The organism is Pseudomonas syringae group sp. J248-6, assembly GCF_032586995.1.
Classification (GTDB): domain Bacteria; phylum Pseudomonadota; class Gammaproteobacteria; order Pseudomonadales; family Pseudomonadaceae; genus Aquipseudomonas; species Aquipseudomonas amygdali.
This window is the reverse complement of sequence record NZ_JAWHOP010000003.1, coordinates 92398-116894: the sequence shown is the minus strand read 5'-3', so window position 1 is coordinate 116894 and position 24497 is coordinate 92398. Positions and strand designations below refer to the sequence as shown.

Below are 24497 nucleotides of genomic sequence, written 5' to 3'. Positions count from 1 at the left end.
TGAATCAAGGCATGTTCACTTTACTTGGCTTAAAGTGGCAGGCAGTCGGAAGCCTAAGGAGCGTTGCATGACCCCTGCACTGGATTTACTGAAAAAACTTCGCGCCGAACATCGTATCCACAGTTACGAACACGATCCCAAAGCAGCGTCATATGGGCTGGAAGCAGCGGAAAAGCTGGGGCTGGAGCCCGCGCGGGTTTTCAAGACATTGTTGGCCAGTACCGAAAAGGGCGAGTTACTGGTCGCCGTAGTGCCGGTCGTCGGAACGCTTGATCTGAAGGCTCTGGCACAGGCCGCCGGGGCGAAAAAAACCGAAATGGCTGACCCCGCGGCGGCGCAGCGCTCAACGGGCTACCTGTTGGGTGGCATCAGCCCACTGGGCCAGAAGAAGCGCCTGCGTACGTTCATTGACGACACAGCGCAGGGTTTTGAGACTATTTACGTCAGCGCCGGGAGGAGGGGGCTGGAGGTTGAGCTTTCGGCAGCCGTGCTGGCCGAGCATACGCAGGCTCGGTTCGCACCGATTGGCCGGGAATAAGCTGGGGCTCAGTGATTGACCGTATGCGCCGCGACGCTGCCGGGCGCTGCAAACAGCACCAGATGGTCAGCTGCCACACGAATACCGACTTCCTCGCCCTGACCGTGATCGGCATGACTGGGGAAAATGGCTTCAAGTTGGCTGCCGGTAGACAGCTGCATGCGATACAGCGTCGATGCGCCCTGAAATGTTCGACCGATTACCCGCGCTTTCAGGTCGCTGTGCGGCGCGTAGACGATATCGTCAGGTCGCAGCAAGACATCCACGGCGCTGCCGCTGACGCCCGGATATGCCCGGTTGCCGCGCAGAACACCCAGTTCGGTGCGCACCGATTCGGGGTCTATCATCTGCCCGCGAATGAAATACCCCTGGCCAATGAAGCTGGCGACAAAGGGCGTACGAGGTTCGTGATACAGGTTGTAAGGCGTATCCCACTGCTCCAGGCGACCTTCCTTGAATACGCCGACATGATCGCTGACCGCGAAAGCCTCTTCCTGATCATGGGTCACCAGAATGGCACTGGTACCACGTGCCTTTAGAATATCGCGCACTTCATGGCTCAGACGTCTACGCAACTCGCCATCCAGGTTGGAGAAGGGTTCATCGAGCAGCAACAGTTGCGGCTCCGGTGCCAGCGCCCTGGCCAGGGCCACTCGTTGTTGCTGCCCGCCGGATAACTCGTGAGGATAGCGCTTGCCCAGCGCGCCGAGGTTGACCAGTTCAAGCAACTCGGCGATCACCTGATCAAGGCGCGGGTGGTTGCGAATGCCGAATGCGATGTTCTCGGCGACGCTCAGGTGCGGGAACAGCGCGTAATCCTGAAACACCATGCCGATACGGCGCTTCTCCGGTGCCAGAGTCCAGCCCGGACGGGAAATGACTTCGCCCGCCAGGGTTATCTCCCCTGCATGTATCGGCTCGAAACCGGCAATCGCACGCAGTGTGGTGGTCTTGCCGCAGCCCGATGAACCTAGCAGGCAGCCGATATCGCCCGCGTTGAGGTGCATGTTCAAATCCTGCACCACGCGCTGTTTCTGATAGCCGCAAGCGAGGTTGCGCAGGTTCAGCAGCAACGGGTTCATGCGGGCTTGCAGGCCGGCGCGACGAGAAACTCCAGCAGCGCTTTCTGCGCGTGCAAGCGATTTTCTGCCTGATCCCAGGCGATCGAGCGTGAATCATCCAGCAGGTCGACACTGATTTCTTCGCCGCGATGAGCAGGCAGGCAGTGCATGAACAGCACGTCCTTGTCAGCCAGGTCGAGCAGGGCGCGCGTGACCTGAAACGGCGCAAACAACTTCTTGCGCCGGGCGGTTTCCTCTTCCTGACCCATGGAGGTCCACACATCGGTGCTGACCAGATGGGCGCCCTCAACTGCGGCTTTCGGGTCGCGGACCACGGTGACACGCTCGCCAGCCAGCGTCAGGAACTCGGCGTTTGGCTCGTAGCCGGCAGGGCAGGCCACACGCAACTGGAAGTCGAATTGAATCGCCGCTTCTATATAGCTGTTGCACATGTTGTTGCCATCGCCGATCCAGGCGACCGTCTTGCCTTTGATCGAGCCGCGATGCTCCAGAAAGGTTTGCATGTCGGCCAGCAACTGGCACGGGTGCAGGTCATCCGACAGACCATTGATAACCGGGACGCGGGAATTGGCGGCGAATTCGGTCAGATTGCTGTGCGCGTAGGTACGGATCATTACCGCATCGAGCATGCGTGACATGACTTTTGCACTGTCGGCAATCGGCTCGCCACGGCCCAATTGGGTGTCGCGATGGGACAAAAAGATGGCCTGGCCACCCAACTGAATCATCCCTGCTTCAAAAGAAAGACGGGTACGTGTCGAGGATTTCTCGAAAATCATCCCCAATACCCGGTTCTTCAGCGGTTCAAAAAGCTCACCGCGATTTCGCAGGTCTTTGAGCTCTACGCCACGACGGATCAAGCCCAGGAGTTCATCTGGGGTGTAATCCATCATCGAGAGAAAGTGCCTGGCGTTCATGATTAACTACCTTTTTTGCAACAGACCGCAGGTTATCAAAGCCGGTTTTTATCGGGAAAACGGGCGAGACCTGCGGCGGAAGCCGCACGAGGCGACGAATAAGAAAGGCGCGATAGTATAAAAAAATGTCGCGTCTTACCAATAGCATGCTGTTTTCTGAAACACCGATGTCACTGGCGCTCCCCGTCAGGGGGCACTGTTATTCTTTGTTGACGAGTTAAAAACTGGCTAAGCTGATAAGGCCAATAGCCATCTCTGCTTTTTCCGAAGGCAGCATTTGTACACTGCTCAAATAGCGCTTGGCAATTAGTACCAATCCTGCAACAGTCCGGGTTTGCGCGGGCGCGCTGAATGCGACCCGCTTCACGGGCTGGAAACAAGGACCGTTTCTTTAATGCCGGGCGTAGGTTATAAATCGTTGCCGATACATTACTGATCGAGGGGTGGGGAATGGACTCAAAAGAGCGTCAACTAACGGAGTTACTCGGGCTGACCGCCCGCACGCTTACCCATCTGACCGCCTCAATGACCTCGATGTCCTTTGAGTTGCTGCGCAGCGAGGACGAAGTCACGCGTAATGCGGGGCGGCGCATGATTGATCGCATGGCGACCATCAGCTCGGGACTCGACGAGCACTGGCGCCTGATCGGTGACCTGACCGGTGTTCACCTGGCTCAGGAGCAGGTCGAAACCGTCACTGAAATCCAGTTGCAGCGTAAGGTCGTCACGCCTATCGGCGGCTGATACGGTCCACTCATCGGCCCGCCTGATGCCCCCCGATTCACACGACAAACGTCAGTGGCGCGGGTTATTGGCAGCGGCCATAGTGCTTGTCAGGCAATCAACCGGATTGCCATGACAAGATCTGAGGCTGTGATGACCCGGACTGAACACTACCGCGCCTGCCACCTGTGTGAGGCCATTTGCGGTCTTGCCATCGAGACCGTTACCGAGCCGGATTCTGCCCCGCGCATCACCTCGATCAAGGGTGACCCGCTGGACACTTTCAGCCGTGGCCACATCTGCCCCAAGGCTGTTGCGCTGCAAGACATCCAGAACGACCCCGACCGCCTGCGTCAGCCGATGCTGCGCACCGGTGACCAATGGCGACCGATCGCCTGGCAGGCCGCGTTCGATCTGGTGGCAGAGCGGCTTTACGCCATTCAGCAGCGCCATGGGCAGAACGCGGTAGCGGTTTATCAGGGCAACCCCAGCGTGCACAACTATGGGCTGATGACCCACAGCAATTATTTTCTCGGGCTGCTCAAGACTCGTAATCGCTTCTCGGCGACCTCGGTTGATCAGTTACCGCATCACCTCACCAGTTTTCTGATGTATGGCCACGGCATGCTGTTGCCGATTCCGGATATCGATCACACCGACTTCATGCTGATTCTCGGCGGTAATCCGTTGGCGTCCAATGGCAGCATCATGAGCGTGCCGGATGTCGAAAAGCGTCTGAAAGCGATCCAGCAGCGCGGCGGCAAACTGGTGGTCATTGACCCTCGCCGCAGTGAGACGGCTGCCATCGCTGACCAGCATCTGTTCGTACGTCCGGGCGGTGATGCGGCGTTGCTGTTCGGGCTGCTCAATACTCTGTTTGAAGAAGGCCTGACTCGCGAGAGTCACTTGCCCATTGATGGTCTGGACCAAGTGCGACACGCCATTTCCGGCTTCACTGCCGAGGCCATGAGCCCACGCTGCGGCATTGCTGCCGAGCAGATCCGGCAACTGGCGCGGGATTTCGCGGCCGCTGACAAGGCGGTCTGTTATGGCCGAATGGGGGTGTCGACCCAGACCTTCGGCACGTTGTGTCATTGGCTGGCGCAACTGATCAATCTGGTGACCGGCAACCTGGATCGCGTGGGCGGAACGCTGTGTACGGAACCCGCAGTTGATCTCGTCAGTTCGACTTCGGGCGGCCATTTCAATCTATGGCAAAGCCGGGTGTCCGGCCTGCCTGAGTACGGCGGCGAGTTGCCGGTTTCAGCGCTCGCCGAGGAAATGCTCGTGGACGGGGAAGGGCAGGTTCGCGCGCTGGTGACTGTCGCGGGTAACCCGGTTCTGTCCACCCCCAATGGCCGTCAGTTGGAACAGGCGCTCGAAGGTCTGGAGTTCATGCTCAGCATTGATCTGTACATCAACGAAACTACCCGCCACGCCGACTTGATCCTGCCGTCCACCTCAGCGTTGGAAAACGATCACTACGACACCACCTTCAATACCCTGGCAGTGCGCAACGTCACTCGCTTCAATCAGGCCATTTTCGACAAGCCCGAAGGTGCGCTGCATGACTGGGAGATCTTTGTCGGTCTGGCCAGATCATTTGCAGCCCAGGCGCAGCGTGAACTCAAACCGACCCTGCCACCCGCGCAGATGATTGATCGCGGGTTGCGCGCAGGCTTCTATGGCGATGCATCGCTGCACAAACTGTCACTGGAAACGTTGGCCAGTCACCCGCACGGGCTCGATCTGGGGGCGTTGAAGCCTAACCTCACTGAGCGCCTGAAAACCGCCAACGGGCGGATTCAGGCGGCCCCAGAGGTCATCATGGCCGACCTGGCGCGCTTCGCGGCCGACCCCGCTCCCGATTCCGCAGCGTTGTTGCTGATTGGTCGTCGGCACGTGCGCAGCAATAATTCGTGGATGCACAACTATCACCGGCTGGTAAAAGGCAAGCCCCGGCATCAATTGCTGATGCACCCTGACGATCTTGCCTGTCGTGGTTTGAGCGATGGCCAGCAGGTGCGGGTCAGCTCTCGGGTCGGGACGATCGAGGTGCAGGTGCTGGGCAGTCTCGACATGATGCCCGGGGTGGTCAGCCTGCCGCATGGCTGGGGACATTCGCGTACCGGGGTGAAAATGGATATCGCCCGGAGTCAGCCAGGGGTGAGCGCCAATGACCTGACCGACGAACGGCAACTTGACGTACTCTCCGGCAATGCGGCGTTGAACGGTGTGCCGGTACAGGTGGCTGCCTGTTAAGGCTCAAGACAGAGCGTCATGCTCGGGATTTCGTTACAATGCGCCACCGTGCCGACAACTGAGTCGGATATTTCAGCCGAGGTGCTCCATGGATATCATCGAAACGATCAAAGAGCAGATTGCAAACAACACCATTCTGCTTTACATGAAAGGCGCTCCGAATGCCCCTCAATGCGGCTTTTCGGCCAAGGCTTCCCAGGCATTGATGGCGTGTGGCGAAAAATTTGCCTACGTCGACATTCTGCAAAACCCTGAAATTCGCGCCAACCTGCCAAAGTACGCCAACTGGCCGACTTTCCCGCAACTGTGGGTGGCTGGTGAACTGGTCGGCGGTAGCGACATCATCACCGAAATGATGGCTGATGGTTCGCTGCAAACTCTGGTCAAGGAAGCATCGGCCGCCAAAGCCGAGTAAAGCCTTGCGCTGCATCGTGGGCACGATAGTCGAGATTATCGTGCCCTGCGCCCAAGCATGGTTTTACGCACAAGAAAAAGCCCGCTCTCGATTGAGGCGGGCTTTTTCATTGCAGCGCAACCGGTGAATCAGTCGCCCATCTGCGACTGCAGGTAGTTCTCGATACCGACTTTTACGATCAGACCCAGCTGGGTCTCCAGCCAGTCGATTTGCTCTTCCTTGGGCTCGAGGATGTCTTCCAGCAGTTCACGGCTGCCGAAGTCACCTACCGTTTCAAAGTGAGCAATGGCCGCTTTCAGATCAGCCAGGCCTTTCTGCTCGATCTTCAGGTCGCACTCGAGCATTTCCTTGGTGTGCTCACCAATCAGGATCTTGCCCAGATCCTGCAGGTTTGGCAGCCCTTCAAGGAACAGCGTGCGCTTGATCAGCTTGTCGGCATACTTCATCGCATGGATGGATTCTTTGTACTCATGGCCGCCGAGCTTTTTCAGACCCCAGTCTTCATACATGCGCGCATGCAGGAAATACTGATTGATGGCGACCAGCTCGTTTCCGAGGATCTTGTTGAGATGCTGGATGACTGTAATGTCGCCTTTCATGTTCGAGGTCCTGCCGGTGGATTGTGTATATAAGCGCCGAGTGTGAGCCGCGCTTAAACGCCTGTCAAACCTAAGTTGTTGAATAATAAGTGAATTTAAATAGGAATAAGAATGTTTGAGTTCCGCATCTTCACGCTAAGCGCTTGAATTACAGGCATAAAAAAACCGGGCAGGGTGCCCGGTTCTTTAAAAGAGGGGTATTCAGGCGGCTGAAAATTCTGCTGGATAGGCCAGCGATGCCTGAGTGGTTTGCAGTTCTGTCAGCGTGTCACGCACCACTTCCTTCGCAAGGCAGGCGCATTTTCCGCATTTACTCGCAACACCCAGCGTTTCACGGACTTCACGATAACTGCAGCAGCCTTCCAGAATTGCATCCCGGATTTGACCGTCTGTGACACCTTGGCAAAGACAAACATACATAAGCTATTGACCGTCGCTGGTTTATTGCTTGGTGCCGAGGAGCTTAATGTTAATGAGAATGCTTGTCAAAACTGTTTTGGGTTCGATTCAGGTAGAACGATGAGTGGTTGTTTTCAGAGTCAGCGTATCCAGATATCCCGTTCCAGACAGGCATGAAAAAACCGGCGAGAAGCCGGTCCATTCACTGCCGTGCCGACCTTAGTCGTCGAAGTCTTCCCAGCCGCCCATTTCCTTCCAGCGGTTGACGATGCCGCAGAACAGCTCTGCAGTCTTCTCGGTGTCGTAGCGAGCCGAGTGGGCTTCGCGGCCGTCGAAGTCGATTCCGGCAGCCTGGCAGGCCTTGGCCAGCACGGTCTGACCGTAGGCCAGGCCTGCGAGGGTAGCGGTGTCGAAGCTTGAGAACGGGTGAAACGGGTTGCGCTTCATGTCCATTCGCGCGACAGCGGCATTGACGAAGCCGAGGTCGAAGCTGGCGTTGTGGCCGACCAGCACGGCGCGTTTGCAGCCATTGGCCTTGAGAGCCTTGCGCACGCCGCGGAAGATGTCGTTCATTGCGGTTTCTTCGCTGACCGCCATGCGCAACGGGTGATCCAGCTTGATACCGGTAAACTCCAGCGCAGCGGCTTCGATGTTGGCACCTTCGAACGGCTCGACGCGGAAGAAATAGGTGTGTTCCGGGAACACGAAGCCTTTTTCATCCATGCCGATGGTCACGGCAGCAATTTCCAGCAGTGCGTCGGTGGCTGAGTTGAAACCGCCGGTTTCTACGTCGACGACCACGGGCAGGTACCCGCGAAAGCGTGCTGCCATCGGGTGACGAGAACCGCCGCCACCGCCGTGGCCTTCGTGTTCGTCGTCAAAATGATCTTCACTCACGCGTGTTCCTCCAGACGCCAGCGCAGTTTTTCACCAGCGCGCAGCGGGATAACAGTCAACTCGCCAAACGGCAGGCTGGCAGGGGCGGTCCACTCGTCACGCACCAGCGTGATGGTGTCCTGATTGGCGGGCAGGCCGTAGAACGCCGGACCGTGAAGACTGGCAAAGCCCTCCAGCTTGTCCAGCGCGTTACGCTGCTCGAAAGCTTCTGCATACAATTCGATGGCCGCGTAGGCGGTGTAGCAACCGGCGCAACCGCAAGCGTTTTCCTTGGCGTGTTGGGCGTGCGGTGCCGAGTCGGTGCCCAGGAAGAACTTGCCGCTGCCACTGGTGGCGGCGTCGAGCAGGGACGTCTGGTGCGTATTGCGCTTGAGAATCGGCAGGCAATAGAAGTGCGGGCGAATGCCGCCAACCAGCATGTGATTGCGGTTGTACAGCAGGTGATGCGCGGTGATGGTCGCCGCGACATTGGCTGATGCTTCATTGACGAACTGCACCGCTTCACCGGTGGTGATGTGTTCAAACACCACTTTTAGCGTCGGGAAGCGTTCGACTACACGACGGAGGTGCTCATCGATGAAGACCTTTTCGCGGTCGAACACGTCGATCTCGCCGCGCGTCACTTCCCCGTGTACCAGCAGGAGCATGCCGACTTCAGCCATGGCTTCGAGGGCAGGGAAGATCTTGTCGATGCTGGTGACACCGGAATCGGAGTTGGTGGTCGCGCCGGCCGGATACAGCTTGGCGGCGTGCACGAAGCCACTGGCTTTCGCGGTACGGATGTCTTCAGGCGTGGTCTGGTCGGTGAGGTACAGCACCATCAACGGCTCGAAGCGGCTGCCGGCCGGGCGTGCAGCCAGAATGCGCTGACGATAGGCATCGGCTTGCTGCGCGTTGCGCACCGGAGGCACGAGGTTGGGCATGATGATTGCGCGGCCAAAAGTTCGCGCTACGTCAGCAACGGTATGAGGCAAGACAGCTCCGTCACGGAGGTGAACGTGCCAGTCGTCGGGACGCAGGAGGGTCAGGCGGTCAGACATTGGGGATTCCAGGCGGGTCAAACTCGCTGGGAATGCTACCGGAAAAGACTCTCTCAGGCATCCGCTATCAAGTTTTGCACGAAGTTACCGATAGCCCCCTTGTCAGTCAGTCATTTTTTGTTTCGCGTTTATTTCCAGTGGAGCCTCCCGTGCGCCAGCGATATTTAGCCCTGCTCAGCATGTTTGCCAGCCTCCCGGCGATGGCTATCAGTTTCCAGACTCGTCTGGAGAGCATCGAGTGGAAGGTCGAAGGCGATCAGTTCGAATGCCGCCTGACTCAGCCGATCACCGACTTCGGTGCCGGTGAGTTCGTGCGCCGTGCCGGTGAGCAGGCGACGTTTCGCCTCAAGGCTTCCTACAACATGCTGGGCAACGGTTCCGCAACGCTGCTGGCCGCCGCCGCACCGTGGCAGCCGGGGCGTGGTGATATCAATCTGGGGTCGGTGCGCGTCAGCAATGGCGACATACCCTTCAATACTTCCCAGGCACAGGCCGGGCGTCTGATCAGTGGTCTGATGGACGGTCGCAGCCCGCTTATCCGTCACTACACCCGTGACGGTGGCCAGATGGAAGTGCGCCTGCTGCCGGTCAAGTTCAGCAAGGCGTTCAGTGATTACCAGGCGTGCACAGCCAAACTTCTGCCGATGAACTTCGATCAGGTCAAACAGGCTGAAGTAGGATTTCCCGGTGGCGGTATTGAACTGGATGCCCATGCCAAGGCGCGTCTGGACAACATGGTGGCTTATTTGAAGGCCGACCCGACGGTTAACCGTATCGAGCTTGACGGCCATTCGGACAACAGTGGCAATCGGCTCACCAACCGCGACCTTTCCCGCCGCCGTGCGCTGGCGGTCATGGACTACTTCAAGGCTCAGGGCATCCCCGAGCAGCAAATCACCCTGCGCTTTCATGGCGAACGCTACCCGCTGGTGCCCAACACCAATGAGGCCAATCGTGCGCGCAACCGCCGCGTGAACGTGCATCTGGAGCGTGTTGCGCCCGATGAGCGTCCGGTGCCGGTAGCCTCTGCGGTCAGTGCAGCGCACACGTCCTGATGGCTGCATAAGGCTCCTGCCAAACGTCGCCTTGTCGTCACAAGCTGTCGCGCCCCTGTAAATTTGCTGGTTTGAACGGTAGAATCAGCGGTTTTCCGTACAACCCGGTGGAGTGATGGCATGGCGGACGTAAACAAGGTAGTTCTCGCGTATTCCGGTGGCCTGGATACTTCGGTAATCCTCAAGTGGCTGCAAGATACGTACAACTGCGAAGTGGTGACCTTTACCGCTGACCTGGGTCAGGGTGAAGAAGTCGAGCCGGCACGCGCCAAGGCTCAGGCCATGGGCGTGAAAGAAATCTACATCGATGACCTGCGCGAAGAGTTCGTGCGTGATTTCGTGTTCCCGATGTTCCGTGCCAACACCGTCTATGAAGGCGAGTACCTGCTGGGCACTTCCATCGCTCGCCCGCTGATCGCCAAGCGCCTGATCGAGATCGCCAACGAAACCGGCGCTGATGCCATTTCCCATGGTGCCACCGGTAAAGGCAACGATCAGGTGCGTTTCGAGCTGGGCGCCTATGCGCTCAAGCCAGGTGTCAAAGTGATTGCTCCGTGGCGTGAATGGGACCTGCTCTCTCGTGAAAAGCTGATGGACTACGCCGAGAAGCACAACATTCCGATCGAGCGCCACGGCAAGAAGAAATCCCCGTACTCGATGGATGCCAACCTGCTGCACATCTCCTATGAGGGCGGCGTGCTGGAAGACACCTGGACCGAGCACGAAGAAGACATGTGGCGCTGGACCAAGTCTCCTGAGGACGCGCCGAACGTTGCAACTTATCTGGAGCTGACCTACCGCAATGGCGACATCGTTGCGCTGGACGGCGTTGAGATGACGCCTGCCACTGTGTTGGCGACCCTGAACCGCATCGGTGGCGAAAACGGCATCGGACGTCTGGACATCGTTGAAAACCGTTACGTGGGCATGAAGTCCCGTGGCTGCTACGAGACGCCGGGCGGCACCATCATGCTGCGTGCTCACCGCGCCATCGAATCGATCACTCTGGACCGTGAAGTCGCCCACCTCAAGGACGAACTGATGGCCAAATACGCCAGCCTGATCTACACAGGTTACTGGTGGAGCCCGGAGCGTCTGATGCTGCAGCAGATGATCGACGCGTCTCAGGCCCATGTGAACGGTGTTGTACGTCTGAAGCTTTATAAAGGCAATGTGATTGTTACCGGTCGCAAGTCGGACGATTCGTTGTTCGATGCCAATATCGCTACCTTCGAAGATGACGCAGGTGCCTATGATCAGGCCGATGCGGCAGGCTTCATCAAGCTCAATGCCTTGCGTATGCGTATTGCTGCGAATAAAGGCCGTAAGCTGTTCTGATACTGCTGGTTGTTCGATGAGTGCAGCCCTTGCAGGGCTGCACTTTAAATCCAGGTTCCCCGTCACGCCTTTAAAGCGTCAACGTCTGTAGCCATTTCTCGAATTCAGGCTCTCTGACAAGTTGCTCATTGTTCATGAGTGTTTCTAGACCGTCCTGCCGGACGCTCAGTGTGTTTTCGGTGTCGCAGTACGCGTTTGATATTGACAGAGTATTTCCATCGGCAAGTCATGTAAGCAGCAGTTCGCCGGGTGCAGGCGATTATGTATCGCCGCGCATGTACTCATTAAATTCGTTCTTACCGTTCATGGCGAAAAGTGCAGGTCTGCTTTTGGTTTTTTCCTACAGTGGCTGTCGAAGTTAAAAGCAGGATGCCTGGTGCTTTCTGCGTGGCAGTCGAAACTTGTGCACTCGATACCTGTTTTAGAGTCGGGCTTCAGGTCGTGTCGCTCTCGCGTTGCTGCTTGAACTCGAATCGATAGGCCTTGCCGATATTCCATACCTGGCGAAGGCTCAGGTCCAGTACCTGGGCAATCTCGGCTGCGGTATAGCCCAGCGCCGAGTAATGCATGGCGTGGCCGGCCACCACGTCGTCGATATCCGTAGCGTCATGACGGGCCTCCCTGCGGGTGGTGAGCATGGGCTGACTGACAGTGATCGTCACACCGTTTTCGGTAGCCAGTTGGCGAACGTCTTTTTTATTCATGCGTAATGAATATTGCAGCGCTGTAAAGCCTGCGCCCTTGGCGGCCAGGTATTTGAGTTGTTCAAGCTTGCCAGCGTGTTCAGGCCCGTCTGGCAGGGTTGGCGCTATATCGGTCGAGGACGGGTTTGATGCGCCTGCCATCTCTCCATCGGGTATGACTGCAATAATACCGCCTTTGGCAACAAAGTTTTCCACAGCGGTGATTAACTCGGAAGCGGTGGGTATTGATGAGCGCGTGCGCGCGTATCTAGTATTCATGGTGTATCCCTTTTTGAACATGGTTATACACAGGGCCCATTCAAAAGAGTTGCCAGGCACTCAGAGTTTGTCACGCGGCAGTGTCGCCTGATGAGCCGTGTACGCAACACCTGAATTCAGCCGGTTCGCGTGATACACCAAGTGCGTGTAAACGCGCCGCTCATGAACTGCAAACGTGTATGACCCAATGATAGTGTTTCATAGGGCTGCACATGGTTAATGGCAGTAAGTAATAAAGTCTCTGTTAAAAAAGTAACGACTGGTAATAAAATTTGCAAGTGAAAAATGGTGTGCCGCCAGAATTGATTTGTCGCTCTTTATAAAGTCTTACGTGCTGTAATGTTGCGTCCGTGAATTTTGTAGTACGTTTCCTATTCGATTCCCTGTGTCTGGATTTGAAATAGAAAATGGTATTTGCTACTTGTCGAAAGAGCTGCTTATGGTCTTGAATGATGTAGGGTTATGCTATGGTGTGTGTAAGATCTTGCGACAATGCAAGGGGGATGGACTATCATTATTTGGCGTTTGTCGGCAATGGTTCAATTGGCACGCCGCGTTTATGTTGTGCGCTTCGGTTGTAGGAACTTTCCTTCATGCCTGTAAGGAGCGTCCTTAAATAAATATTTGTACGAAATTCCGGAATCGATGTGTAATTTTTAATCCCCGTTTGCGTATGTAATGCGTGGTGTGTATTCACTGATTTTCCATCATGGGGTTTCGGGTAGGGCATCCGGATGCAAGGCCTCTACAGTTTTCCGGCTGTTTTTGCTGGCGATAAGCCATGTGTCCGGCGTGTTCTGACGCTGACGCAAAAACAGTGTGGCGATACTTTTAACAGATGCAGCAAGGTCATTTTTGAACGTAAAAGTTTGGCTGGGTTTGCTGCATGCATTTACTTACTGGCGCTGTGATGCTTATGCCGTAGCCGCCAGCAATAAAAAATCACCAGATTCCGAAAAGGAAGGCTCTGTGAAAATTAATAAAAAATGTACGTTCCTGCCGAGTTTTGTAGGAAGTTTCTGCTGTAATTGTAGGAATGGTCTTTGGCTGTCAGTCCACAAGGGTGAGCGCCATGCAAAGCAGTAAACGACTAAGTTATTGTGCTGGCTCTGAAAATTCGAATAGCGAAAAATGGACTGCCCATGAATAAAGTGCTGATCGTGGATGATCATCCCGTCATTCGCCTTGCTGTACGCATGCTGATGGAGCGTCATGGCTATGAGGTCATTGCGGAGACTGACAACGGTGTGGATGCGCTGCAACTGGCTCGTGAGCACCTTCCTGATATCGTCATTCTTGATATTGGTATCCCCAAGCTCGACGGGCTGGAAGTTATTGCCCGCCTGTCAGCCATGACATTGCCGTTCAAGGTCCTGATTCTGACGTCTCAGGCACCCGGCCACTTTTCCATGCGCTGCATGCAGGCAGGGGCCGCCGGATATGTCTGCAAGCAACAGGACCTGACCGAGCTGCTCAGCGCTATCAAGGCGGTACTCTCGGGGTACAGCTACTTTCCCAATCAGGCGTTGCACACGGTTCGTTCCAGTATGGGCAACGCGAGCGAGTCGGACATGGTTGACCGACTTTCCGGCAGGGAGATGATGGTTCTGCAACAACTGGCCAGAGGCAAGACCAACAAGGAAATTGCAGACGGTATGTTTCTGAGCAACAAAACCGTCAGTACCTATAAAACGCGTTTGTTGCTCAAGCTCAACGCGCATTCACTGGTCGATCTGATCGAGCTCGCCCAGCGTAACGGGCTGGTCTGAATAACCGGTCTGTTTGAGAAGGAAGCGTGCCTGGTGCCCACGTATGTGGAGCGGGTGAAGAGCAGCCAGTCACGTATTGAAGCCTCTTCTGTGAGAGGCTTCAAATGCCTGAATGGAACGGTAGGTGGCAGGAAGCCGGTGCGAGGTTTTTTGCGCTTGTCTAGAAGTCGAAATCGTAGTCGGCCAGCTGTTTCTGCAAGCGCCGCTCTTCAAGCAGGTTGTCGATGGTGCGTCGTTTGCTCAGATTGGTCTTTGCCGGCTCAATAGTCGCTGTTTCGGTTTCATCCGTTTCGACGGAAACAAGGTCATCGTCCACGTCCAGTTGCTCGTTGTCAGTGCTCATGAAGTCGACTCCAGGGCTTGGGCTCTCTGGCGCCTCTTATATCGACAATCCACAAGCGGGTAAAAAAGATTTTTTCAATCGACAGGATAGCAACCAGCTGTCTGGCTCAATCGTCGGACGTTTTTTCCTTGTAATCGCACAGGTCTTCTATACGGCAACTGCCGCATCGCGGCTTGCGTGCCTGGCAAACGTAGCGTCCGTGCAGGATCAGCCAGTGGTGCGCATCGAGCAGATAGTTCTTTGGCACAAATTTCATCAATTGCTTCTCCACCTCCACCACATTTTTCCCTGGCGCGATGCCCGTACGGTTGCTGACGCGAAAGATGTGAGTGTCTACAGCCATCGCGACCTGACGGAAAGCGGTGTTGAGCACGACATTGGCAGTCTTGCGTCCTACGCCCGGTAATGCTTCGAGTGCTTCTCGGGTCTGCGGCACTTCGCTGTTATGCAACTCCACCAGCATCCGGCAGGTTTCAATTACGTTTTTGGCTTTGCTGTTGTAGAGGCCAATTGTCTTGATGTACTCGGACAGCCCCTCGACGCCCAGGTCATATATGGCTTGTGGCGTATTGGCAACCGGGTACAGCTTCGCCGTGGCCTTGTTGACGCTCACGTCAGTGGCCTGGGCAGAAAGGATGACGGCGATCAACAGCTCAAAAGGCGTGGTGTAGGCCAGTTCGGTTTTAGGGTCCGGATTGTCCTCATGCAGCCTGCGAAAGATTTCCTGGCGTTTTGCGGCATTCATGGACGGAGCTTTTCCTCGGAATTAGCCTGTGCGGGGGGCGGCAGAAGTGCTGCAAGTGTTTGCTCGGCGGCTTCGTATTCGCGCTGCAACTCCACGAGCCTGGCGGCCTGCTCGGCAATCGGTGGATGGCCGAAGGCCTTGAGCGACTTGTTGAGCTGCGCGCGGCTCATGGCCACGGCAATACGGGCTCTTTTCACCGCTTCATCCGGTCCGGCAGGTTTGTCGTTTCGGGCGAGTGCAACGGCGGAATGAGGCAGCACGTCACGAGCGGATTCAATGCGTTGCGACCGCGCAAGGCGCTCTGCCAGCCGTTTTTGCTGTTCACGGTGCAGGCGCGCATTTCGTGCTTCGAAACGCTTCCGGGCATGGCTACGCTTGCGCTGCCGCGCCTCCTGCAGCTCGGGTGTAGGGGCCAGACCACCCACGAAGGGCGTGACCGTTGCCAGTGGCAGCGGGTGCATTTCAATGCAATCCACCGGGCATGGCGCAACGCACAGATCACAGCCTGTGCATTCATCGATAATCACGGTGTGCATCAGCTTGGATGCGCCGAGAATGGCATCTACGGGGCAGGCCTGAATGCATTTGGTACAACCGATGCACTCTGCTTCGCGAATGAACGCTACCTGCGCAGGGGCTGCACCGCGTTCCATATCCAGCCGCAGAGCCGGAACACCTAGCAGCTCTGCCAGTTGGGCTATTGTTTCGTCCCCGCCCGGCGGGCATTTGTTGATGGCTTCACCGCCAGCGATGCCTTCGGCGTAGGGCTTGCAGCCGGGATGGCCGCACTTGCCGCACTGAGTCTGCGGCAGAAGGGCGTCGATGCTGCGGATAAGGTCCACGCCGGGAAGCAGGCGAATCAATTCAGTCATGATCTTGCCAGGTGACCAACAGGTGTTCTGTCTATCGAGGGTGCAGCATTATCGGACAGATCGGGAGGTTTGCGAATGCGCAAAGGCCCGGTATCCGCCTGATGGCTGGATACCGGGCCTTGTCCGGGTTTACTTGATGCGCTGGCCGGGCTTTGCACCATTGTCCGGGCTGAGCAGATAGATCTCCTCGCCGCCAGGACCTGCCGCCATCACCATACCTTCCGAAATGCCGAAGCGCATTTTTCGTGGCTTAAGGTTGGCGATCATCATGGTCAGACGGCCTTCGAGCTCGGACGGGTTCGGATAGGCGCTTTTGATGCCGGAAAAGACATTACGTTGCTCATCGCCGATGTCCAGAGTCAGGCGCAGCAACTTGTCGGCACCCTCCACATGTTCGGCCTTGAGAATCAGGGCAACGCGCAGGTCTACAGCGGCAAAAGCATCAAAGTCGATTTCCGCCGACAGCGGGTCTTTGGCGAGTTCGCCATTACCGGCAGGCGCACTGCTCGCGGTAGTGTCGGTAGCGGTCAGGTCTTCCTTGGAAGCAGCAGCCATGGCTTCTACCTTGAGTGGATCTATGCGGGTCATCAGGGCCGAGAACGGATTGAGCTGATGATTGCCCAGCAAGGTCTTGTGGTCTTCCCAGGTCAGCGGCTCGACGTTGAGAAATTTCTCTGCGTCGGCGGCCAGATTCGGCAATACCGGTTTGAGGAAAATGACCAGCTGGCGGAACAGGTTTATACCCAGCGCACAGACCGCCTGCACCTCATCCTGTTTACCTTCCTGTTTGGCCAGCGCCCACGGCGCTTTTTCCGCGATATAGGCGTTGGCGCGATCCGCCAGAGCCATGGTTTCGCGCATGGCGCGGGCGAAGTCGCGGGCTTCGTAGGCGTCGGCAATGCTTGGGGCTGCCGCGAGGAAGGCATCGGTCAATTCGGGAGCCGCATTGGCCTCGACCATTACACCGGCGTTGCCTTTGTGGATGAACCCGGCACAACGGCTGGCGATGTTCACGACCTTGCCGATCAGGTCAGAGTTGACCTTTTGCACGAAGTCTTCGAGGTTCAAATCCAGGTCGTCGACGCCACGACCCAGTTTCGACGCGTAGTAATAGCGCAGGTACTCGGGTGGCAGGTGGTCGAGGTAGGTGCGCGCCTTGATGAAGGTGCCACGTGACTTCGACATTTTCTGACCGTTGACGGTCAGGTAGCCGTGAACGTTAATGCCGGTCGGTGTGCGCAAGGCCGCACCTTCCAGCATGGCTGGCCAGAACAGTGCGTGGAAATTGACGATGTCCTTGCCGATGAAGTGATAGAGCTCGGTGGTCGCACCCTTGCCCCAGTACGCGTCGAAGTCCAGGTCCGGACGACGTGCACACAGGTTCTTGAAGCTGGCCATGTAGCCGATCGGTGCATCCAGCCATACGTAGAAGTATTTGCCCGGCTCATCGGGGATTTCGAAGCCGAAATACGGCGCATCGCGGGAGATGTCCCACTGCTGCAGGCCGCTGTCCAGCCATTCGGCGATCTTGTTGGCGACGGCGTCCTGCAGGGTTCCGCTACGCGTCCAGCTTTTGAGCATCGCGTCGAATGCAGGCAGGTCGAAGAAGAAATGCTTCGAGTCCTTGAGTACCGGCGTGGCCCCGGAAATTGCCGACTTGGGGTTTTTCAGGTCGGTCGGGGCATAGGTTGCGCCGCACTTTTCACAGTTGTCGCCGTACTGATCTTCAGCCGCACATTTCGGGCAGGTGCCTTTGATGAAGCGGTCGGCCAGGAACATTTTCTTTTCCGGGTCGAAATACTGGGTCACTGAACGCGTCGCGATATGACCTGCGTCGCGCAGACGCGTGTAGATCATGCTCGACAGCTCGCGGTTTTCGTGCGAGTGCGTCGAGTGGAAATTATCGAAATCCACCAGGAAGTCGGCGAAGTCGGCGCTATGGTCGGCCTTGACGTTGTCGATGAGCTGTTCTGGCGTAATGCCTTCTTTTTCAGCGCGCAGCATGATTGCCGAACCGTGAGCATCGTCCGCGCAGACATAAATGCATTGGTTGCCGCGGTGCTTCTGAAAGCGCACCCACATGTCGGTCTGGATGTACTCGAGCATGTGGCCAAGGTGGATGGAGCCATTGGCATAGGGCAGGGCGCTGGTAACGAGAATCTTGCGTGGCTCGGACATGGGGCTCGGCTACTTGAAGTGAAACGGAGACCGGCCACTATAAAGGTCTGAGCGATTTTTTTCACCCCGCTCGGTTGTGGGAATACTCCTGAGTGGTTGGGCAGGGTTCAGTGAAATCATGTCGGCTACGGACAGAACAGGTACGATAGTCGGCTGTTTCACTCAGTCTTTTACGGAGTAAGCCCATGAGCGCAGTCAATCGCGCAGCGGTGGAGACGATTCTTCGCCAGTACACCGACCCTTATCTGAATCAGGACCCGGTCAGTGCCGGTTGCGTGCGGTCCATCGATATCCAGGGTGCACAGGTCAGCGTGCAACTCGAACTGGGCTATGCCGCCGACCTGTTCAGGAACGGCTGGGCGCAAGTGCTGAAAACCGCCATCGAGAACCTGGAGGGCGTCAGCTCGGCCACGGTTGCCATTAAAAGCGTGATCAGCGCGCACAAGGCGCAGAGTCAGATCCCCGGTTTGGCCAATGTGAAAAACATCGTGGCTGTCGCGTCGGGCAAGGGCGGTGTCGGCAAGTCCACAACGGCGGCCAATCTGGCACTGGCACTGTCTCGCGAGGGCGCACGGGTCGGTATTCTCGATGCAGATATCTATGGGCCGAGTCAGGGTGTGATGTTCGGTATTGCCGAAGGCACGCGGCCGAAGATCAAGGACCAGAAGTGGTTCGTGCCGGTCCAGGCTCATGGCATTGACGTGATGTCGATGGCGTTTCTGACCGATGACAACACGCCTATGGTCTGGCGCGGGCCGATGGTGTCAGGGGCGTTGCTGCAACTGGTCACGCAGACTGCCTGGAATGATCTGGACTATCTGGTTATCGACATGCCGCCCGGCACGGGCGATATCCAGTTGACGCTGGCGCAGAAGGTCCCGGTTGCCGGTGCCGTGATTGTCACCACGCCTCAGGATCTGGCCTTGCTGGATGCGAAGAAGGGTGTCGAGATGTTCCGCAAGGTCAACATCCCGGTGCTGGGCGTTGTGGAAAACATGGCGGTACACATCTGCTCCAATTGCGGCCATGCGGAGCATCTTTTTGGTGAGGGCGGCGGTGAGAAGCTGGCGTCGCAGTACAATGTCGAGTTGCTGGCATCACTGCCGTTGTCGATGCTGATTCGCGAACAGGCAGATGGCGGCAAGCCTACCGCTATTGCCGAGCCTGAAAGTCAGATTGCGATGGTGTATCAGGAGCTGGCACGTCACGTGGGCGCACGAATCGTCTTGCAGGAAGCTGCAAGCCCGGCGATGCCGACCATTTCTGTCAGCGACGATTGATTCTGTAGTGGTGCTCTGGCGGGGAGGCGCAGCCAATTGACGTCTCTCGGTCAGGCTTATGCGTGGCTTGATGGGTAAGCAAATGCTCAAACGACAGGCAATAAAAAACCCCGCTTTTAAGGGCGGGGTTTTTAAGCGAATCAGTACAAGTTAGATAACTTGAACTTCTTCAGCTTGCATGCCTTTCTGACCGCGGGTAGCGATGAAAGAAACCTGTTGGCCTTCTTTCAGGCTTTTGAAGCCGTCGGATTGGATAGCTTTGAAGTGCACGAACAGGTCGTCACCGGATTGTGGAGTGATGAAGCCGAAGCCTTTTTCATCGTTGAACCACTTAACGGTACCAGTTTGGCGATTGGACATAGTATATCTCCTTGGACAAAGTTAACTGCGGCGTAGGAAGAGCCCTGGCCGAGACTGAGTGCAAAGAGCTGGAAAATTCATGGAGATGGTTGGATCGAAATTCAACATCGTGTAGAGATTCTCAGTGACACAAGCAACACAGTGACGCCACCTTAACCCTTTTTTCCGAACGTGCCAATGGTCTGTTGATGATTATTTCCATTCGCAGCGAAAGAGCCCGGCTCGTCACACAAACTCGCTATCTGTTGCCTTTGAACCGTCGGCCCCGGCCCGGTAAGATGCCGGATATCTTTTTTACCTCGCTATTCAGGACACCGCCATGAGCATCAAATCGGACAAGTGGATTCGCCGCATGGCGCAGGAACACGGGATGATCGAGCCCTTTGTCGAGCGCCAGGTACGTGGCGAAGGAGCTGACAGGGTGATCTCCTTCGGCGTGTCCAGCTACGGCTACGACGTGCGTTGCGCAGACGAATTCAAGGTGTTTACCAACATCAATTCGGCCACTGTCGATCCGAAAAACTTTGATGAAAAAAGCTTCGTCGATATCAAGAGCGACGTGTGCATCATCCCTCCCAACTCGTTTGCGCTGGCGCGCACGGTGGAATATTTCCGTATTCCGCGTAACGTTCTGACCATCTGCCTGGGCAAAAGCACCTACGCGCGCTGCGGCATTATCGTCAACGTCACGCCGCTTGAACCAGAATGGGAAGGCCATGTGACGCTGGAGTTCTCCAACACCACGACATTGCCGGCCAAGATCTACGCCAACGAAGGCGTGGCACAGATGCTGTTCCTCGAGTCCGATGAGGAATGTGAAGTGTCCTACAAGGATCGAGGCGGCAAATACCAGGGCCAGCGTGGCGTCACCCTGCCACGTACCTGATTTGCCGGTCAGGTGATTAGTGGAATTGAATTAATACTCTATTTCGCACTCTATCTGCTCACATGCTTTCGCATAATCGATATGTGCGACGGCCTTTGATCTGGAGTGCCCTATGAAGACTACTTTCAAAATCTCTGAACAGGTTCAATCTCCGCTTAACGAGATCGGGTTGCTTGCCTGGTCATTGATGGCTCATTCGGATCTGCTTCCCGAGCTTAATATGGTCGGTGGTGGCATTCCGGGTGATCCAGGGCCAGATACTCCCTATCCGGAGCCCACTGAGCCAGGTGGACCTACCGTTCCTGACGAGCCGCCACCTGCGCCGGTTGCCTGATTACCAGTTCCCTGCTTCTCCTTGTGAGGGGCAGGTCCTCGTATGCGGCGGCTAGCGACGCTATACCACTCGCCACACGGCATCACCGCCTGTCACATAGACTGAGCAGTCCTGCGCCGGACTAATCTGAAACCCGCCCGTAAATTCACCGAACGCTGGCAGCAGGCTGACGCGTTGGCCCAGGTAGAAGCACGCCAGTCGCAAGCTTTGCCTGCCACGCCCATGCAGCCGGTAAACCGGGTGAACATGCCCGGCCAGTACGTGCAATTGAGGGTGTGGGTCAGGCTCGTGTTGCAAGGCAAAGGGCCCCAGCGTCAGGGGTTCGGGAACTACATCTATGCCCAGATAGGCGGGCGGGTCGCCCGCCCGTTTGTCATGGTTACCGCGGATCAGGGTGATGCGCAACGCCGGGTGTTCGCCCCGCCATTGTTCCAGTGCCGCGAGCGTGCCCGCTGCGTGTGATTCCGGCGCGTGCAGAAAGTCGCCCAGAAAGATCAGATGATCGCAGGCATACGCATCGAGCAGGCTGTCCAGTCGTCGCAGATTGGCTTGAGTGGTGCCGTGTGGCACTGGTTGACCCAGCTTGCGGTAGGCCGCTGCCTTGCCAAAGTGCGCGTCGGCAATCAGCAGCGATCGCTCTGCTGGGTAGTAGATGGCCTTGTCGGCCAGCAGCCACAACTCTTCTCCCGCCAGCGTTACTGCGAGGTAAGGCGTCATTGCTCATGCTCCGGACCTGCGGCTTTCTCCAGGTCGCGGACCATGCGCGCAATGCGGTCAGCGAGTTTTTCCGAACTGAGACTTTCGCGGAAGCGCTCGACCAGTAGAGGAAAAGCCAACGGGGTCGCGCGCTTTATCGCATGCAGGTCCAGCCTGCGACTGTTGATCTGGCGCAATGTCAGCTCCAGACGCTGCAGATCCAGCTCCTGGCGTAGCACTTCCTGTTCGGCCTGGGTCAGCAGCATGTTGTCAGCGTCGTATTGCTTGAATACCTCAAAGAACAACCCGCTCGATGCCTGAAGTTGTCGATTGCTTTTCGCCGCACCCGGGTAGCCGGAAAACACCAGTCCCGAGATGCGGGCAATTTCGCGAAAGCGTCGCAGCGCCAGTTCGCCCGCATTCAGACTGGCAATAATGTCGGCCAAAAGATCGGTCTCGCTGAAAAGGTCAGCCTGCAATGCCTGGGCCCAGTCAATCTCGCTGGCGCTGAGCAGTTCCAGCCCGTAGTCGTTGACGGCGATGGAAAAGGTCAACGGTCGATGCTGGCTCAGACGCCAGGCCAGCAGACTACCCAGCCCCAAATGCACGTGCCGACCGGCGAACGGGTAGAGAAACAGGTGCCAGCCTTCACGGGATTTAAGGGTTTCAGCCAGCAGCGTGTCGCGTTGCGGTAGCCCGGACCATTGTTGCTGCACTTCCAGCAAGGGTTTGATGGCTTGCATTTCCGGGCTGGTGAATTCACCCCGTGCCGCCGCATCGAACTTCTCCACCACGGCGTCCGCCAGTTCGCTGGAAAGTGGCATTCGACCACCGTTCCAGCGTGGCACGGCGGCTTTCTTGCCCGTAGCCCGCTTGACGTAGGCGGTCATGTTTTCCACCCGGACCAGCTCCAGCAGGCGCCCACCGAACAGAAAGCCGTCACCAGGTTTGAGCCGGGCGATGAAACCTTCTTCAACGCTGCCCAGCGAGCCGCCACCGCCGCCTTTTTTCCAGTACTTCAGGTTAACGGTGGCTTCGCTGACGATGGTGCCGACGCTCATGCGGTGGCGCCTGGCGAGACGCGCATCGGGAACACGCCAGACACCCTGTTCATCCGGTTCGGCGCGGCGGTAATCGGGGTAGGCGGTCAGTGAGTGGCCGCCGTTGCGCACAAAGGCCAGCGCCCATTGCCATTGCTCGTCGCTGAGGTCGCGGTAGGCCCAGGCGCTGCGCACTTCGGTCAACAGCTCATCGGGCATGAAGCCACCGCCCAGCGCGATGCTGACCAGATGCTGGACCAGAACGTCCAGCGGCTGCTGTGGTGATTCGCGCGGCTCGATCATCCGCGCGGCGACGGCGTCATGAGCGGCAGCAGCTTCGACCAGTTCCAGGCTGTGGGTCGGCACCAGCGTGACACGCGAAGGGCGACCCGGCGCGTGGCCTGAGCGTCCGGCACGCTGCATCAGCCGTGCGACACCTTTAGGCGAGCCGATTTGCAACACGCGCTCGACCGGCAGAAAGTCCACGCCCAGATCCAGGCTCGATGTACACACCACGGCCTTGAGCGCGCCTTCTTTCAGCGCGCGTTCGACCCAGTCACGGACCTCTCGCGCCAGCGACCCGTGATGCAGGGCAATCAATCCGGCCCAGTCCGGGCGCGCTTCGAGTAGCGCCTGATACCAGATTTCCGATTGCGCCCTTGTATTGGTGAACACTAGGCAACTGGCGCTGCTATCCACCTCGGCGACCACTTGCGGCAGCATGCGCAGGCCCATATGTCCGGCCCATGGAAAGCGTTCGATGGACGGCGGCAACAGCGTATCGACCAGCAATTGCTTGTCGACCTTGCCCTGCACGGTCACGCCGTTGTCGCCGATCAGCACCTGCTGCGCGTGTTGCTGATTGCCCAGCGTCGCGGAAATGCCCCACACAATCAGTTGTGGATTCCATCGCCGCAGGCGCGCCAGTGCCAATTGCAACTGCACGCCGCGCTTGTTGCCGATCAGCTCGTGCCATTCGTCCACCACCACCATTTTCAGCGTCGACAAGGCGACCTGGGCATCGGCGCGGGTCAGCAGCAGCGTCAGGCTTTCAGGGGTGGTGATCAGGGCAGAGGGCAGCCGCCGGCTCTGCCGGGCGCGTTCGCTGCCGCTGGTATCGCCGGTGCGCAAGCCCACCGACCATGGAATATCCAGCTCGGCCAATGGTGCTTCAAGGGCTCTGGCGGTATCGGCGGCCAAGGCGCGCATGGGCGTGATCCACAGCACACTCAGCGGTTCAGCGGGCGGTTTGCGTTTACGAGGTTTGTTGTCAGCGGTGAGCGTATTGGCTTTGGCGAAGCGGTTGAGTGCGGCAAACCAGACTGCATAAGTCTTGCCTGAGCCGGTACTGGCATGCAGCAGGCCGGACTCACCTTTCTTCACCGCCGCCCAGACCTCCTTCTGAAAAGCGAACGGCTTCCAGCCCCGGGCGAGAAACCATCGTCGAGCGAAATCGGTGGGTCTGCTCATCCGTTTGCGTGTGCTCTGAGTGGCGTTAAGTCAGAGACAGCGAAGAAAGGGTAATAGTTTTAAATGGTTATATGGCTGGAGCATGCGGAATCTCAACTATCGTGCGCCGCTCCGCGTCGCATGCCTTTCCGGACGCTCCGCGTCCTCCTGGCGACGCAGAGCGTCGAGACCTGCATTCCCACGCTGGAGCGTGCGGAACGATGATCTCAATATCGTGCGTCGCTCCGCGTCGCATGCCTTTCCGGACGCTCCGCGTCCTCCTGGCGACGCAGAGCGTCGAGACCTGCATTCCCACGC

Annotated in this window: 24 protein-coding genes; 10 read left to right on the top strand and 14 right to left on the bottom strand. The window is 57.3% G+C overall.

The window, feature by feature from the left end:
- Window positions 1-67: 67 nt before the first annotated feature.
- Entirely contained in the window at window positions 68-538 is a 471-nt protein-coding gene (gene ybaK, locus RYC17_RS04855) for a Cys-tRNA(Pro) deacylase (protein ID WP_316902600.1), read from the top strand.
- Between the two features lie 8 nt (window positions 539-546).
- Here the strand turns inward: ybaK and RYC17_RS04850 are convergent, their stop codons facing one another.
- Window positions 547-1620, bottom strand: coding sequence for an ABC transporter ATP-binding protein (locus RYC17_RS04850; protein ID WP_316902599.1), 1074 nt, complete (start codon window positions 1618-1620; stop codon window positions 547-549).
- The gene (gene argF / locus RYC17_RS04845) at window positions 1617-2537 is read right to left on the bottom strand and encodes an ornithine carbamoyltransferase (RefSeq protein WP_122280752.1); all 921 of its coding nucleotides are present in this window, start codon (window positions 2535-2537) and stop codon (window positions 1617-1619) included. The genes RYC17_RS04850 and argF overlap by 4 nt, the downstream gene beginning before the upstream one ends.
- A gap of 450 nt (window positions 2538-2987) precedes the next feature.
- Between argF and RYC17_RS04840 the strand changes: the two genes are divergently transcribed.
- The 3 genes from RYC17_RS04840 to grxD all read left to right on the top strand — a co-directional run bounded on the left by RYC17_RS04840 (window position 2988) and on the right by grxD (window position 5937).
- On the top strand, window positions 2988-3281 hold the full coding sequence (locus RYC17_RS04840; protein WP_002554854.1) for a hypothetical protein: 294 nt from the start codon (window positions 2988-2990) through the stop codon (window positions 3279-3281).
- Window positions 3282-3413: 132 nt separating this feature from the next.
- Window positions 3414-5522, top strand: a complete 2109-nt coding sequence (locus RYC17_RS04835) for a molybdopterin oxidoreductase family protein (RefSeq protein ID WP_316902598.1) — start codon at window positions 3414-3416, stop codon at window positions 5520-5522.
- Window positions 5523-5610: 88 nt separating this feature from the next.
- Window positions 5611-5937 carry a Grx4 family monothiol glutaredoxin gene (gene grxD / locus RYC17_RS04830; RefSeq protein ID WP_002554852.1) on the top strand — a complete coding sequence of 109 codons (327 nt, stop codon included), beginning with the start codon at window positions 5611-5613 and terminating at the stop codon, window positions 5935-5937.
- A 128-nt stretch (window positions 5938-6065) separates the two neighbouring features.
- Here grxD and bfr read toward each other — a convergent pair whose 3' ends face one another.
- From bfr to pyrC, 4 genes are all read right to left on the bottom strand, one after another.
- Window positions 6066-6536, bottom strand: a complete 471-nt coding sequence (bfr, locus tag RYC17_RS04825; RefSeq protein ID WP_002554851.1) for a bacterioferritin — start codon at window positions 6534-6536, stop codon at window positions 6066-6068.
- A 201-nt stretch (window positions 6537-6737) separates the two neighbouring features.
- Window positions 6738-6956 carry a bacterioferritin-associated ferredoxin gene (locus RYC17_RS04820; protein ID WP_002554850.1) on the bottom strand — a complete coding sequence of 73 codons (219 nt, stop codon included), beginning with the start codon at window positions 6954-6956 and terminating at the stop codon, window positions 6738-6740.
- Between the two features lie 198 nt (window positions 6957-7154).
- Complete coding sequence (rnt, locus tag RYC17_RS04815; protein WP_003363600.1) at window positions 7155-7832, bottom strand: ribonuclease T; 678 nt, start codon at window positions 7830-7832, stop codon at window positions 7155-7157.
- Window positions 7829-8872 (bottom strand): dihydroorotase, encoded by a 1044-nt coding sequence (pyrC, locus tag RYC17_RS04810; protein WP_316902597.1) that lies wholly within the window; start codon window positions 8870-8872, stop codon window positions 7829-7831. Before pyrC ends, rnt begins: the two co-directional genes overlap by 4 nt.
- Before the next feature lie 149 nt (window positions 8873-9021).
- On the opposite strand from pyrC, the gene RYC17_RS04805 reads away from it, so the two are divergent.
- Window positions 9022-9927, top strand: coding sequence for a flagellar protein MotY (locus tag RYC17_RS04805; protein WP_057455933.1), 906 nt, complete (start codon window positions 9022-9024; stop codon window positions 9925-9927).
- 120 nt (window positions 9928-10047) lie between these two features.
- Entirely contained in the window at window positions 10048-11265 is a 1218-nt protein-coding gene (locus RYC17_RS04800) for an argininosuccinate synthase (RefSeq protein WP_003412906.1), read from the top strand.
- Between the two features lie 434 nt (window positions 11266-11699).
- Here the strand turns inward: RYC17_RS04800 and RYC17_RS04795 are convergent, their stop codons facing one another.
- Entirely contained in the window at window positions 11700-12227 is a 528-nt protein-coding gene (locus RYC17_RS04795) for a hypothetical protein (protein ID WP_063611886.1), read from the bottom strand.
- Between the two features lie 1142 nt (window positions 12228-13369).
- Here RYC17_RS04795 and RYC17_RS04790 point away from each other — a divergent pair.
- The gene (locus tag RYC17_RS04790; protein ID WP_002554843.1) at window positions 13370-13996 is read left to right on the top strand and encodes a response regulator transcription factor; all 627 of its coding nucleotides are present in this window, start codon (window positions 13370-13372) and stop codon (window positions 13994-13996) included.
- A 160-nt stretch (window positions 13997-14156) separates the two neighbouring features.
- Here the strand turns inward: RYC17_RS04790 and RYC17_RS04785 are convergent, their stop codons facing one another.
- From RYC17_RS04785 to metG, 4 genes are all read right to left on the bottom strand, one after another.
- Window positions 14157-14339, bottom strand: coding sequence for a PA3496 family putative envelope integrity protein (locus tag RYC17_RS04785; RefSeq protein WP_122258363.1), 183 nt, complete (start codon window positions 14337-14339; stop codon window positions 14157-14159).
- 106 nt (window positions 14340-14445) lie between these two features.
- Entirely contained in the window at window positions 14446-15084 is a 639-nt protein-coding gene (gene nth, locus RYC17_RS04780; protein WP_002554841.1) for an endonuclease III, read from the bottom strand.
- Complete coding sequence (gene rsxB / locus RYC17_RS04775) at window positions 15081-15956, bottom strand: electron transport complex subunit RsxB (protein ID WP_316902596.1); 876 nt, start codon at window positions 15954-15956, stop codon at window positions 15081-15083. The genes nth and rsxB overlap by 4 nt, the downstream gene beginning before the upstream one ends.
- A gap of 129 nt (window positions 15957-16085) precedes the next feature.
- On the bottom strand, window positions 16086-18134 hold the full coding sequence (metG, locus tag RYC17_RS04770) for a methionine--tRNA ligase (protein WP_316902595.1): 2049 nt from the start codon (window positions 18132-18134) through the stop codon (window positions 16086-16088).
- A gap of 185 nt (window positions 18135-18319) precedes the next feature.
- On the opposite strand from metG, the gene apbC reads away from it, so the two are divergent.
- Window positions 18320-19414 carry an iron-sulfur cluster carrier protein ApbC gene (gene apbC / locus RYC17_RS04765; protein ID WP_316902594.1) on the top strand — a complete coding sequence of 365 codons (1095 nt, stop codon included), beginning with the start codon at window positions 18320-18322 and terminating at the stop codon, window positions 19412-19414.
- A gap of 150 nt (window positions 19415-19564) precedes the next feature.
- Here the strand turns inward: apbC and RYC17_RS04760 are convergent, their stop codons facing one another.
- The gene (locus RYC17_RS04760) at window positions 19565-19774 is read right to left on the bottom strand and encodes a cold-shock protein (protein ID WP_002554837.1); all 210 of its coding nucleotides are present in this window, start codon (window positions 19772-19774) and stop codon (window positions 19565-19567) included.
- A 319-nt stretch (window positions 19775-20093) separates the two neighbouring features.
- Between RYC17_RS04760 and dcd the strand changes: the two genes are divergently transcribed.
- Together dcd and RYC17_RS04750 are read left to right on the top strand one after the other, a co-directional pair.
- On the top strand, window positions 20094-20660 hold the full coding sequence (gene dcd / locus RYC17_RS04755) for a dCTP deaminase (RefSeq protein ID WP_002554836.1): 567 nt from the start codon (window positions 20094-20096) through the stop codon (window positions 20658-20660).
- A gap of 112 nt (window positions 20661-20772) precedes the next feature.
- Complete coding sequence (locus tag RYC17_RS04750) at window positions 20773-20994, top strand: hypothetical protein (protein WP_058428140.1); 222 nt, start codon at window positions 20773-20775, stop codon at window positions 20992-20994.
- A 60-nt stretch (window positions 20995-21054) separates the two neighbouring features.
- Here RYC17_RS04750 and pdeM read toward each other — a convergent pair whose 3' ends face one another.
- Window positions 21055-21711, bottom strand: a complete 657-nt coding sequence (pdeM, locus tag RYC17_RS04745) for a ligase-associated DNA damage response endonuclease PdeM (protein WP_058408362.1) — start codon at window positions 21709-21711, stop codon at window positions 21055-21057.
- A complete protein-coding gene (locus RYC17_RS04740) occupies window positions 21708-24200 on the bottom strand; it encodes a ligase-associated DNA damage response DEXH box helicase (protein WP_316902593.1) in 2493 nt (830 codons plus the stop codon). The genes pdeM and RYC17_RS04740 overlap by 4 nt, the downstream gene beginning before the upstream one ends.
- Window positions 24201-24497: the final 297 nt, after the last annotated feature.